This window comes from Paenibacillus pseudetheri (genome assembly GCF_924513355.1).
Lineage (GTDB): Bacteria > Bacillota > Bacilli > Paenibacillales > Paenibacillaceae > Paenibacillus_AQ > Paenibacillus_AQ pseudetheri.
On sequence record NZ_CAKMAB010000015.1, the window covers coordinates 68151 to 80790 of the forward strand.

15 protein-coding genes, 1 pseudogene and 1 riboswitch are annotated in these 12640 nt (G+C 43.4%); of the genes and pseudogenes, 1 reads left to right on the forward strand and 15 read right to left on the reverse strand.

Annotated elements, in window-relative coordinates; translation table 11 throughout:
* From L1028_RS15500 to L1028_RS31195, 13 genes and pseudogenes are all read right to left on the reverse strand, one after another.
* Window positions 1–1500, reverse strand: coding sequence for a sugar ABC transporter ATP-binding protein (locus L1028_RS15500; protein ID WP_234535302.1), 1500 nt, complete (start codon window positions 1498–1500; stop codon window positions 1–3).
* A gap of 241 nt (window positions 1501–1741) precedes the next feature.
* Entirely contained in the window at window positions 1742–2587 is an 846-nt protein-coding gene (locus L1028_RS15505; RefSeq protein ID WP_234535303.1) for a class I SAM-dependent methyltransferase, read from the reverse strand.
* Window positions 2588–2619: 32 nt separating this feature from the next.
* Window positions 2620–3534 (reverse strand): DMT family transporter, encoded by a 915-nt coding sequence (locus tag L1028_RS15510; protein ID WP_234535305.1) that lies wholly within the window; start codon window positions 3532–3534, stop codon window positions 2620–2622.
* A gap of 142 nt (window positions 3535–3676) precedes the next feature.
* Entirely contained in the window at window positions 3677–4813 is a 1137-nt protein-coding gene (locus tag L1028_RS15515) for a zinc-dependent alcohol dehydrogenase (RefSeq protein WP_234535307.1), read from the reverse strand.
* 83 nt (window positions 4814–4896) lie between these two features.
* Window positions 4897–5715, reverse strand: a complete 819-nt coding sequence (locus L1028_RS15520) for a VanW family protein (RefSeq protein WP_234535309.1) — start codon at window positions 5713–5715, stop codon at window positions 4897–4899.
* The gene (locus L1028_RS15525; protein ID WP_234535311.1) at window positions 5716–6240 is read right to left on the reverse strand and encodes a cysteine hydrolase family protein; all 525 of its coding nucleotides are present in this window, start codon (window positions 6238–6240) and stop codon (window positions 5716–5718) included.
* A 128-nt stretch (window positions 6241–6368) separates the two neighbouring features.
* Window positions 6369–7091: a 7-carboxy-7-deazaguanine synthase QueE gene (gene queE, locus L1028_RS15530; RefSeq protein ID WP_234535313.1), complete on the reverse strand. Its 723-nt coding sequence runs from the start codon at window positions 7089–7091 to the stop codon at window positions 6369–6371.
* On the reverse strand, window positions 7084–7566 hold the full coding sequence (locus L1028_RS15535; protein ID WP_234535315.1) for a 6-pyruvoyl trahydropterin synthase family protein: 483 nt from the start codon (window positions 7564–7566) through the stop codon (window positions 7084–7086). Before L1028_RS15535 ends, queE begins: the two co-directional genes overlap by 8 nt.
* Window positions 7566–8228 (reverse strand): 7-cyano-7-deazaguanine synthase QueC, encoded by a 663-nt coding sequence (queC, locus tag L1028_RS15540; RefSeq protein ID WP_234535318.1) that lies wholly within the window; start codon window positions 8226–8228, stop codon window positions 7566–7568. Before queC ends, L1028_RS15535 begins: the two co-directional genes overlap by 1 nt.
* A 29-nt stretch (window positions 8229–8257) precedes the next feature.
* Entirely contained in the window at window positions 8258–8731 is a 474-nt protein-coding gene (gene queF / locus L1028_RS15545; RefSeq protein ID WP_042193989.1) for a preQ(1) synthase, read from the reverse strand.
* 163 nt (window positions 8732–8894) lie between these two features.
* Window positions 8895–8938, reverse strand: a riboswitch (PreQ1 riboswitch).
* A 251-nt stretch (window positions 8939–9189) separates the two neighbouring features.
* Window positions 9190–9435, reverse strand: coding sequence for a hypothetical protein (locus L1028_RS15550; RefSeq protein WP_234535320.1), 246 nt, complete (start codon window positions 9433–9435; stop codon window positions 9190–9192).
* A pseudogene (locus L1028_RS15555) lies at window positions 9428–9808 on the reverse strand (AAA family ATPase); the annotation flags it as partial. The gene L1028_RS15550 and the pseudogene L1028_RS15555, both read right to left, overlap by 8 nt.
* A 95-nt stretch (window positions 9809–9903) precedes the next feature.
* A complete protein-coding gene (locus L1028_RS31195; RefSeq protein WP_341482551.1) occupies window positions 9904–10164 on the reverse strand; it encodes an ATP-binding cassette domain-containing protein in 261 nt (86 codons plus the stop codon).
* A 185-nt stretch (window positions 10165–10349) separates the two neighbouring features.
* Between L1028_RS31195 and ymzB the strand changes: the two genes are divergently transcribed.
* Window positions 10350–10685, forward strand: coding sequence for a protein YmzB (gene ymzB, locus L1028_RS15565; RefSeq protein ID WP_234535323.1), 336 nt, complete (start codon window positions 10350–10352; stop codon window positions 10683–10685).
* 60 nt (window positions 10686–10745) lie between these two features.
* Here the strand turns inward: ymzB and murB are convergent, their stop codons facing one another.
* Window positions 10746–11657, reverse strand: a complete 912-nt coding sequence (gene murB / locus L1028_RS15570) for a UDP-N-acetylmuramate dehydrogenase (protein WP_234535325.1) — start codon at window positions 11655–11657, stop codon at window positions 10746–10748.
* 149 nt (window positions 11658–11806) lie between these two features.
* Window positions 11807–12607 (reverse strand): ABC transporter ATP-binding protein, encoded by an 801-nt coding sequence (locus L1028_RS15575; RefSeq protein WP_042188632.1) that lies wholly within the window; start codon window positions 12605–12607, stop codon window positions 11807–11809.
* Window positions 12608–12640: the final 33 nt, after the last annotated feature.

The following is a 12640-nucleotide window of genomic DNA, read 5'->3' on the forward strand; positions in this document are numbered from 1 at the left end:
TTATGAACGCATCGTCGCATATTTCATTATCGCTTCTTGCGATGCTTCTTCTGCGAGTAGTTCACCAGTTATACGTCCTTCACACATGACAATAATGCGATGGCTCATTCTTAGAATCTCCGGGAGATCTGAAGAGACTATAATGATCGCTTTTCCCTCACCTGCTAGCTGATCAAGCAACTTATAGATCTCACTTTTCGCTCCTACATCAATACCACGTGTTGGTTCGTCAAAGATCAACACATCGCAATTTCTCGTTAGCCATTTTCCGATAACTACTTTTTGCTGATTGCCACCGGATAAGAATTTGACTTTTTGACTTACACTTGGAGTCTTGGTTGCTAGTGCTTCCGCATGCTGCTCCGCGGACTTTCGCATCTCCCGATCCCTCATCCATCCGAATGTATTACGGAATTTGTAGAAGGATGCAATCGCATTATTCATGCTAATGTCCATATCTACAAGCAGCCCGTAGCGCTTGCGATCTTCAGACAAATAGCCAATGCCATGTTGCACCGCTTGATGAGGCTGTTTTATACGAACCGTATTTCCATGTAGCTTAATCTCACCCTTATCGATAGGATCAGCTCCAAATACGGCACGAACAACCTCAGTACGTCCAGCTCCCATTAATCCAGCGAAGCCCAGAATCTCACCTTTATTCAGATGAAAGCTGATATCCTTCAACAACTGCCCATTAGATAAATTTCGAACCTCTAGTACGACTTGTTGAGTCAGTAACGAAGCCGTTGGCTTCGACGTTTGATACAGTTCACGACCAACCATCATGCTAATAATCTGATCAATGGTTATTGAATCCGTCCGAACGGTATCCACATAACAACCATCCCGCATGACAGTAATGCGGTCTGTGATCCGTTTCAACTCATCCATGCGGTGAGAGATATATATAATACCTACACCTTCTTCTCGTAATTGCTCGATCATACGGAATAACTCGTTAATTTCCGTATCTGTCAATGCTGCAGTTGGTTCATCCATAATCAGTACCTCCGCATTGAAGGACAAAGCTTTAGCGATTTCAACCATTTGCTGATTAGCAACTGTCAGATCTGAGACCAATGTCTTCGGATCTAGTTTTAGATTCATCTGATCAAACAGTTCCTGCACCTTACGATTTAGCTCCAGATCATCAACGAACCATTTCAGTGCCTTGCGCGGCTCACGACCAATAAATATATTTTGGGCTACTGTAAGATGCGGCATTAGATTTAGTTCCTGATGGATAATACTAATCCCGAGTTCCTGCGCAGCACGAGTATTAGTAATCTCCACCTCAGATCCCTTGTACCACATCTGACCCGCATCCTTGGAATAGACACCTGTTGCAATCTTCATTAAGGTTGATTTTCCTGCGCCGTTCTCACCAACTAATGCATGCACTTCCCCACGCTTCAGCTCAAATTGACATTGATTCAATGCATGAACACCTGGGAAAAACTTATCAATCCCCGCCATTCGCAGTAATACTTCGTCCATTTCATATCCACCTCAAATCCTTTATGAATGCCTTTTTATAAAGTAATCGCTTTCAAATGTTGAATGTAAAATTATTGTATTACCTATAGGTTTCCAATGTAATGGAATATTCTCCGTAAAAAAGTTTAAAATTTTATGTTTTGAAGCAAGCAAAAAAGACTACACCGTCCTTTCACGGACGAAGCAGCCTTTAGTTCAGCTCATATGTGTATAACAGTTGTAATCCTTACATTCGAATAACCTACAGGTTCTGACCATTTCCAGCCACTAAGGTGAATGTCTTTGGTATTCCTTTATCATAAACATCCGAGGATAGATTGGGTTCTTCAACCAATTGGCGGATCACAAGCCCGGAACTGGCAGCAGCTGTTACAATTTCTCCAAGCGTCCAGCGGCGCCAATATACAACGCTATGTTCCTGTTCGTCTAATGGTTTGCCTGTGGAAGGCAAATACTTAGAGTACGAGACCTTCTTTTCTTCCAATGTCGTATCGAAATAGTCCCCGCTAACTTTGTGCTTACGAACCTTCGCTGTAGAACCCTTCGAGGATATAAGCTTAGTTGTCACAGGATGGAAATCACGTAGAACAAAAATCCCACCAGGAGAAAGTAACTGGCGGACGGTTTCCATAAACGGTGCAAGGTCGGTAAAGTAGTGTACAATTCCTAATTCAGCAAATACGATATCATATGAACCATCGAGCACGTGATCTGGCAGCTTAAGAACATCCGATACGATATAGTTAAGCTGAACACCTGCTTCTTGTGCGAGATCAGCTGCATAACGCGCATTAGCTTCTGAGAAGTCAGCAACAGTAACGTCCGCTCCAATTAATGACAGCGCGACCGCCTTCATTCCGTTTGATCCCATGAGATTCATCATCTTTTTACCCTGTACATCTCCAAAATAAGATGAGAGCGGGTACAGCTTTGCACCTGGTTCCTTAATCAACTTGGCTGCGGCCTCTGACGGCGTACCAAATCGGGCAACCCAAGCTGTGTACGTGTCTTCGTTCCATAGTTCCTCACTCGTTGGCCCTGTGTTTTTTTCAGTATTCTGATCTACAATTTGATCTTGTTCTTCCATACCTTGCGACCCCTTTATGATTAAAATATCTGTTATGAAGCATTCTGAATGGCATCTGCCAACTGAATTGTTTTCTTTCTACCAGCATACAAATATACGCCCAGTCCAAACATAACCAAAAGTCCACCTGCCCATTGTAGCGCAGTTAATTGTTCTCCTAAGAGCAGATAAGCTAGGATACTTGCCCCCACTGGTTCTCCTAAGATGTTCATTGATACCGTAGTTGCGGATACATACTGAAGTAACCAATTAAATAAAATATGGCCGAACACCGTTGGTACCACCGCTAGCAATAGGAAGATTCCCCACTCATTCGCAGGATAGTTGAAGAAGGCAATCCCCATTATCAGATTATATATAGCAAACACGCCAGCCGCTGACAAGAACACTATCAAGCTATACAAATATGAAGGCATGCGCACTACAAGCTTTTGACCGATAAGCATATGCACAGCTACCGCTACTGTACCTCCAATCGATAACAAATCACCTTTAAGATTATCTGCAGAGATACCAATATCTCCCCAGCCGATAAACACTACTCCGCCAATAGCAATACTCAGCCCCAGAATCGCAGATACAGCCGTTTTTTCTTTATACAAAAAATAAACACCCAGCATAATAAACACTGGCTCCAGCGCCATAATCATCGTTGAACTAGCTACCGAAGTATACTTCAAAGAGCCCATCCAAAGCAAAAAATGTAGAGCTAGCATAGTGCCTGAGAGCACTAGCATGATCCAGTCTTTTTTACGAAGAGCGAACGCTGCTCCGCTGTATGTTCTTGCAAAAGGCAACATCAGCAGGGAGGTGAACAACAGCCGATACATTCCTTGTATAGATGCTGGCGCTGCAGACCACTTAATAAAAATGGCAGAAAAAGAGATAGCCACAATCCCAATCATCATTAAAATCGGAATAGGAAGTGGCGGTTTTTTAAGCTTCACATGGTACGCGTCCTTTCAATATCTTAAGTCACTTATGTTAATTTAACGCACACCGTGAAAAAATGCATCTATTTTCACTAGATTTCACTAAAAAAAAGCATAAGCAATGTCATTTCTGACGAGAGCATATGCTTCTTATAGGCTACGGCCTCAGAACCACCTTGATGCAATCCTCTTTTTTCTCACTAAAAACATCATAGCCATGCTCCGCTTTACTGATTGGCAGGCGATGCGTAATGATATCTGTAGGATCAAATTTATTCTCTTTAATCATCTTATAAAGCAAAGGCATATAGTGAATAACAGGGGCTTGTCCCATCTTTAGAGTAATATTACGTTCAAATAGATGACCCAGCGGGAACATATTGTAATTAAGCCCATAAACTCCTACAAGCTGAATAGTTCCGAATTTACGTACGATATCCGTGGCCATTCTAAATGCGCTGAGTGAGCCTCCCTGTAGCTTCAGCGTGGTCTCCACTTTTTCCAAGGCAGATATTTTGGCATCCAAGCCTACACAGTCAATTACTACATTTGCGCCCCCACTGGTTATCTCCTTCAAATGAGCTGCAATATCCTTGATCTCTTCAAAGTTATAAACTTCAACATTATTGGTCAACTTCGCATGCTGCAGCCGATAGCCAATATGGTCAACAGCAATAACTCTAGAGGCGCCTTTGATCCAAGCAAATTTTTGAGTAAGCAGTCCCACCGGCCCGCAGCCGAGAACAATGACCGTATCCCCAGACTTCACTCCTCCGCTTTCTACTCCCCACCAAGCTGTAGGCACAATATCTGATAAGAAAAGCAGCCTCTCATCTTCCATTTCTGCATCCTCAGGAACTACAAAAGGGCCGAAATTACCATAAGGAACCCGCAGCAATTCAGCTTGCCCGCCAGCAAAGCCGCCATAAGTATCGGAATACCCTAAATAACCGCCAGTATCCTTGGCATCATTAGAATTGTCACACTGGCTCTCCATCTCATGCTGGCAGAAGAAGCACTGACCACAGGCCACATTAAAGGGAATAATGACACGGTCGCCTTTCTTAACTTTAGTTACTTCAGGACCTACCTCTTCAACAATTCCCATAGGCTCATGACCAATAACATAGTCATCATGCATACCTGGAATTTCACCATTAAAAATGTGCAGATCTGATCCACAAATCGCTGTAGAGGTGATCCGAACTATAATGTCATCCTTTTTCTCAAGCTTTGGATCAGCTACATCTTTAACTTTCACTTTCTTCTTCCCTTGGTAGGTGAGGGCCTTCATGCTGTGAATCCGCTCCTTTGAAGTATGGCATAGGGTTGAACGATAATGTGTCTTTCTATGTTATAACCCTAAGCCCTATCCTCTTATCCATGAAGAAGCGGAGAATACATCATAAGTGCGTAATTATCGGTTATAGCTTCATCTCCAACCAGCTCTCCGGTCCGTGTAAATACTTTTCGGCTAATCTTGTTACTGCGGATATACCCTCCCCAAGGTTCTAGGCTAATCCGATGATCACTTTCATACACTTCATATTCATAAAGGGACTGCTCATCGCATCTCCATTCCCCATGTAAATGACTGTCATCCAGCCAGAGCTTTAATTGATACGTCTGTGGAGTGTTATTCTTCAGCTGAAGATCCAAATAGTTATATGAACAGGTCTCCCCGCTTCCAAAAGGCTGTGTACGCTGTTCATCTGGAAATACATCATAGCTGTGCCGATGTCGTTCCGTGACAGTAAGTGGAGTGTGCAAGGCCATCCAGTAGATCAGATTGGACAACTGGCACAGTCCCCCGCCAACTCCAGAATGGAAGCCACCATAATGCAGCACCATCCCGTCCAGATACCCTTTTCGCTTACTGGGCTTACCGATGCTTCTCCAATAGGAAAAAGTCTCCCCCGGGCGCACCATGAGCCCATCCAGTTTCGCTATCGCCAGACGTAAATTGGTTATTTTATTGTATTGAAGTACCATATCTACATTCCGTAGACTTCTTAATAACGGTGTAGCATGAGTCATCACTTCATTAGATAAAATTTCACTTGTACGCTGCTTCGCCACCTTGCTGCGGCTAGTCCACCATTTCAAATATCTTTTCCAAATAAAATATCGCTTTCCGGCAAATAGTCTAAGGCGAGAACGCTGAATAGGTTTCATGGCAGCCTGAGGTGTATTCATCTAGAACTGAACCTCGCTTTCAGCTCGTAACTGGGCGAATCTACCTCCAATTACCGCATTATGATGCTTAATGATCTCACTACTACTCAGAACCCCGTTATCAAAGGTGCTATGAGCATCTTGAACGAGAACGCTCTTATATCCCATACTATAAGCACGTCTTATCGTCGTATCTAGGCAGAACTCACTTTGCATCCCACAAATCACCAGATTCGTGATCCCGAGCTTTTGTAGCTCATCTTGCAGTTCGGTTCGGTGAAAAGCATCCCAAGTCGGCTTCTCCACAATAACTTCGCCTTTCTGCGGTGTGATGCGGTGACTGATCTGCCATGAGGGTGTACCTTTTGTATATTCCTCATCTTCAGTGTGTTGAATATAAACTATTGGAGTACCTGCTATTCGAGCTTTTTGTTGAAGGGAGACAATCCTTTCCATCACACCCTCTTCATCGTACAGCTTTTGACCAGGATAGGAGAACATAGCTTCTTGAACATCGATAATTAATAGTGCAGTTGAATTTCCCATTAAGTACCTCCTGCAACTTTTATGAAAATCATACCAGATGATGGGACATTCTTTCTACCTGTTTAAAGATTCAAATCAATAAAAAAAGGGCATCTGCTAAGCAGACACCCGTTACATTTCAATACTTTTTACTTGCCACGCTTATTATGCCAGATCAATGCATGCAGTTGCGGAAGTACACGCACTCTATTCATTTCTGGATCCAAGATTACTTTATTAAACAACCACTCCAGCCTTCCCAAAAGTCGAGCAGAAATGTCGCCCTCTTCAGTGACATCATCATTCCCAGGCTGCAGAAAGAGCTGCACATTTGGATATCGCTGGTGAATGTCTTTTGCATAATTAAAGTCCTTATCATCAAACACAACGACTTTAAGACTGTGCGTAAAGCGGCCCAGATTCTCCATCTTACTCATGATGTTATCTAGTATTTCCCAATTCGTCGTCATCCCTGAGCTTGGCGGCTTGGGACTGATGGTCAGCACATCCACGTCATTGAACCATTCCTGCCATTTACTGCCCTGAGTTTCTATTGCAGCTTGTATCCCTCGCTCGTGTAGCAGGTTGATAAAAGTGCCCATTCCTTCACCAATCAAAGCAGGATTACCGCCTGAAATCGTAACACAGTCGAAATTATCTCCAGCTAACGCTAATAGTTCATTCATGATTTCATCCGCGGTCATCATTTGAACCTTATCCTTAGTAGTACCATCCCAAGTAAAAGCGGAGTCACACCAGCTGCAGCGATAATCGCAGCCATAGGTGCGGACAAACATCGTCTTCACACCAATTACCGCACCTTCACCTTGAATGGTCGGACCGAACATTTCAATTACGGGAATCTTACTCACAGTCGCAGCCTCCATACAAGCGGTAAGATGGCCCATCCTCAGGGATATCTTCAGCCAGCACCTCTGCCCAGGAGGTTGGTGTCTCCCACAGCTTTACAGCGTACAGCGGCAGTCCCGCTTGCTTCAGCTTATAAGCTATATAACAGGACATATTTTCAACTGTGGTGCGAAAAGACAGCAAAGCTACTTTGGAACCAGTATCCGTTAACGTCTCTAACACAGGTTCATTTCCCATAGCGAGAAAAGCGTGATCTAAACGATCTACAAGGCTTTGTTGTACTGTCATTTTGATATCGCTGAAATCAATGACGAAACCTTCATCCGAGTGACCTTCAGCGGTCATAGGTTTGCCCTTAAGCACTACTTCAAGCTTATACGTATGTCCATGCAGGTTGCTGCATTTCCCTTTGTGACCCACTAACTGATGCGCCGCGTCGAACGTAAATATTTTGCAGACTGAGACCTCGTTAAGCATTAAGAGCTTACCCCCGTTCTCTCCGCCTCATATTGTTCAAGACCACGCTGACGTAATAGACAAGCTGGACAAATTCCACAGCCACTGCCAATAATTCCGTTGTAACAGGTCAGGGTGTGTTCGCGGATATAATCAAAATAACCCAGCTCATCGGCCATCTTCCACGTTTCTTTTTTATCCAGCCACATCAGCGGAGTGTGTATCGCAAACTCATAGTCCATGGATAAATTCAGCGTAACATTCAATGATTTCACAAAAACATCACGGCAGTCCGGATACCCGCTAAAGTCTGTTTGGCAGACACCAGTAACGATATGGGAGTACCCCAGCTGTTTAGCTAATATGGCGGCAAATGATAAAAACAACAGATTTCGTCCATCCACAAACGTACTTGGGAGCTCATCCCCTTCACCAGCAACGATATCAATATCCTGACGTGTGAGTGCATTTGGTGCCAGCTGATTTAGCAGCCCAAGGTCAAGGATATGCTGTTTTACATTAAACTTAGCAGCTATTTCTGTAGCCACTTCGATTTCCGCCGCATGACGCTGATTGTAGTTGAAGGTCACTACCTGTACTTCTTCAAACTGCTTCAAAGCCCAAACCAGGCAAGTGGTGCTATCTTGTCCGCCGCTAAATACGACGAGTGCTTTTTTGTTCATCTTTATCTCTCCTTATCAACTTGTTGGGATTAGCGGTTATCCACTTTTTCCGGATAGAGGTCGTGATTCATTAAGCGGTGCTCCGCCATTGCCTCATACTTCGTACCCGGTCTTCCATAGTTGCAATAAGGATCAATAGATATGCCTCCACGCGGAGTGAACTTGCCCCATACCTCAATGTAACGCGGGTCCATCAGTGAGATCAGATCATTCATAATAATGTTGACGCAGTCCTCATGAAAGTCACCGTGGTTACGGAAGCTAAACAGATACAGCTTTAATGATTTGGATTCCACCATTTTCTGTTCAGGAATATACGAAATATACAGTGTGGCAAAATCCGGCTGACCTGTAACAGGACAAAGACTAGTGAACTCAGGGCAGTTGAATTTAACAAAATAATCACGCCCTGGATGCTTGTTATCAAACACCTCAAGAATAGCTGGATCATAACCAAACTTGTACTGCGTTCCCTGATTACCAAGCAAAGTGACTTCTTGCATTTCCTCTTTCAATCTTCCTTCTGACACGACAAAAAACCCCTCTCTTTTCCTTCGGCCTTGGCCGATAATGGAAAGAAGAACGAGATTTCGAAAACTTGGCTCCACTAAGAAGAAACGGAAGCAACGTCCGGGTTAAGGACTGCATCCGCTTATATGATTTAATATACTCTTAGTTTTTTATAGAGGGAGTTCGCGAACCTCTCCTGCACAATCCGTACAGACTTCTTCTTCAATCATATTGCGTCTTGAATATACCATGGTAACTTGCTTCTGACAAGTTCTACGCTTTTCCCGTCTTCCAAATCCAGAACGAAAGCACCACAATCCACAAGAGCAAAAGCAGGCTTTCTAGGAGCAGTACTCCTTCTCCATTTAGAATACTGTTCAAATTCTGACCAAGAAAAATACAACCATAAATGCGGAGCTGATGGCTGAACCATGTTTGGAGGAACTTACCTTTAAACCAATGATAATTCCAACTTACACAAAAATAATTCCACCCAATAACATATACAGCAAGGAAGGTAATAAATCCATGAAGGAGTAATCAACAGCGCATCAAAGGTTTTACACTCCCGCTCCTCAATTAATCCTGGACCGGTAATCATGATCCCAACCATCACTTGCGCAAACAATATCCAAGTAGAAAGAAGCATGAAGTCCAACCCGCCCTTGTCCACTACAGTGATGATGATTTTAGCCATAAATATAGGCAAAATTAACAGCTTCTTCTGCAATCGGCCAGGATTTCATAACCACTTTCCCATCCTGCTGATATTTAACTTCAATTTCTGGTTTACCATAAATGGTCTTAAGTCTATGCGGTTCATCAAGTGCCACCAATGCACCAGCGTGCATGATGCCTACTCTATCGCTTAATTCCTCGGCTTCGTGCATATCATGCGTCGTTAAAACAATGGTTGTGCCTTCTTCTTGAATTCTCTTGATATGATTACGTATGAGTGAAGCTGAATTTGGATCTAACCCACTTGTAGGCTCATCTAAAAACAACACTTGAGGCTTATGTAATAATGCTCTGGCGATTAGAACACGCTGCTTCCAGCCTTTGGATAAGCTGCTTACTTTAGCTTTTTCCTTATCTTACAGCTGGAGGGTTTCCATGACTTTATTCACTCGATTTACAGGCACACCATACAATTCGGCAAACAGCTCTAATTTTCTCGTATAGAATAGCGTATATACAGATTGGGAAGCTCGAAAACAACACCAATTTGAGCATGGTTTTCTTTTTTATGACGTGAAATATTCATGCCATTAATTAAAATTTCTCCGCTTGTAGACTGAAGAAGCCCTGTCATCATGCGCATCGTTGTAGTCTTCCCTGCACCATTTGGACCTAGAAATCCAAAGACCTCACCTTTCTCCACCGTGAAAGTAATTCGATCAACTGCACACCTCTCTCCTGATAATATTTTGAGACCTCAGTTAGCTGAATCAATAACACTCCCCCCTTTTTAGAATAGTTAACTTTCTTCTATCCTTATTCTGGTTGTAGAGGATTATCTCTGTTGTTGCTATTCTGTAACATTCGGATTCAAATCCTAAGAAAAGGGTAACTTAAACATAATAATCTTCGAGGTAAGGGTGGGATCATCTAATGGAACAAAGTATACAGAAACTAATGGACTGGATTAACAGTCATGTGAATGAAACCATTGTAATTGAAAAGAAAGAGCTTCGAGATCTGGATAAAATTCATTTTAATCTGGAGGCCGTTGCGTTTCGGAGTGCAGAGGATGTTATCGATGATTATCTCGGGAGTGCGTTAATATTAAAAGGATTTGGCAGCACTTTAAATGCTGATGGTGAGCTAGTATCGCTACCACACTCCACCTATGACTTAGCTATTGACGGGCTTCGGATTGAGGACATAGGTGATCGCAAGGCCGAAATAACTACCGATAGAGCTAAATATACCCTTTCAGTGGATTAAACCATATGTAATGACAGCAAAAGAGCCCGCAGTAATCTGCGGGCTCTTACTAATTATAGGTTATTCTTCTCCAATGATCTCCACTTCAGTTTCAAGCTCCACGCCGAATTTATCTTTCACAGTCGCTCTTACATGATGAATCAGTCCAATGTAATCGCTGGCGGTTGCATTATCAGCATTTACGATAAATCCGGCATGCTTTTTGGAGACCTCAGCACCACCGATTCTTGTTCCTTGCAAGCCACTCTCTTGAATTAACTGACCTGCAAACCGACCTGGAGGACGTTTAAAGACACTCCCACAGGAAGGATACTCAAGCGGCTGCTTCGATTCACGCAAGTAAGTCAGTTCATCCATCTTCGCCTTGATGGCTAAGGCATCACCAGAAGTCATAGCAAAATTGGCCTCAAGCACGATGTATTCACCGCTTGCGAACACGCTTTTTCTGTATCCCCATTGCAGCTCATCCCCTTGCAGAGTCACCAATTGTCCGCTCTTAGTTATAGCCAGCGCACTATGCAGTACATCTTTAATTTCTCCGCCGTAAGCGCCTGCGTTCATGTATAACGCTCCACCAACCGTTCCTGGAATACCACAGGCGAACTCAAGACCCGTAAGCTCCATATCCAATGCATATCGGGACACATCTATAATCTTGGCGCCGCACTCCGCATATAAGAGATTATCCCTAATCCCCATTTCCGTAAGTCCTGCCGTTTGTAGAACGATCCCACGCACACCGCCGTCACGAATAATCACGTTGGAGCCGTTCCCAAGTACTGTAAGGGTTATCCCATTCTGTTCCGCATATGTAACGATCTTTTGAATTTCCTCATAAGTAGCTGGTGCTGCCAAAATATCAGCTTTACCGCCCATTTTGGTATACACGTGATCTTTTAAGTTCTCATGACTCTTTACAATTCCTGCAGTCATTAGCTGCTCTAGGTCATTTCGAATTTTGTCAATATTCATGTTCATACTCCTTTAACCATGTATAAATGATGGTCCTTATCTATTTTTAGTAGTGGTATCATGGATTTGTAGGCAACCACAACTGTAACAACGAACAGGCTCCCTTGTCAATGACGGGAGCCTGTTCGTTGTATGATTTTCAATTATGATTACACAGCTTTGTAGGCTGCAAGCTCGTAAGGAAGGCACAGCGGCACACCGGTGCGTGGATCTGGAACAATATCTGCCTCAATTCCAAACACTTCCCGCAGTACATCAGGTGTCATAACTTCAGTAGGTGAGCCTTCACTAACCACAGTACCGGATTTAATAGCTACCATATGCTGTGCATAACGAGTAGCATGATTCAAATCATGCACTACCATGATAATGGTACGGCCTTCTTCCTCATTCAGCTTTTGCAGAAGCTGTAGAACTTCAAGCTGGTGAGCCATATCTAGAAATGTTGTTGGTTCGTCCAGAAAAAGAATGTCAGTTTCTTGCGCCAATGCCATAGCGATCCAAGCACGCTGACGTTGTCCACCAGATAAGCGGTCAATCGGACGGTCATGGAAAGGCTCCATACCTGTAACAGTGATGGCATTGGAGATAATGCTGCGATCCTCAGCTGTCATTGTGCCGAATCCTTTTTGATGCGGGAAACGGCCATAGCTGACAAGCTCAGAAACCGTCAGACCGTCTGGAGCCGTAGGGTTTTGCGGTAAGATCGCAAGCTGACGGGCTACCTCTTTCGTTGAAAAGTTATGGATCGATTTGCCGTCCAGCATTACACTGCCGCTCTTAGGTTTCATGATCCGGGCCATTGTCTTAAGAATTGTAGATTTACCAGAACCGTTAGCCCCCACTAGTGCGGTGATTTTTCCCGTAGGGATAGTTAAGTTCAACCCTTTAACAATTGTAGCCTCTGCATACCCAATACTTAACTCTTCTGTGTTCAAACGTTCTGACATGTTAACAACTCCTTAAAAGTTTTATGGAGCTAT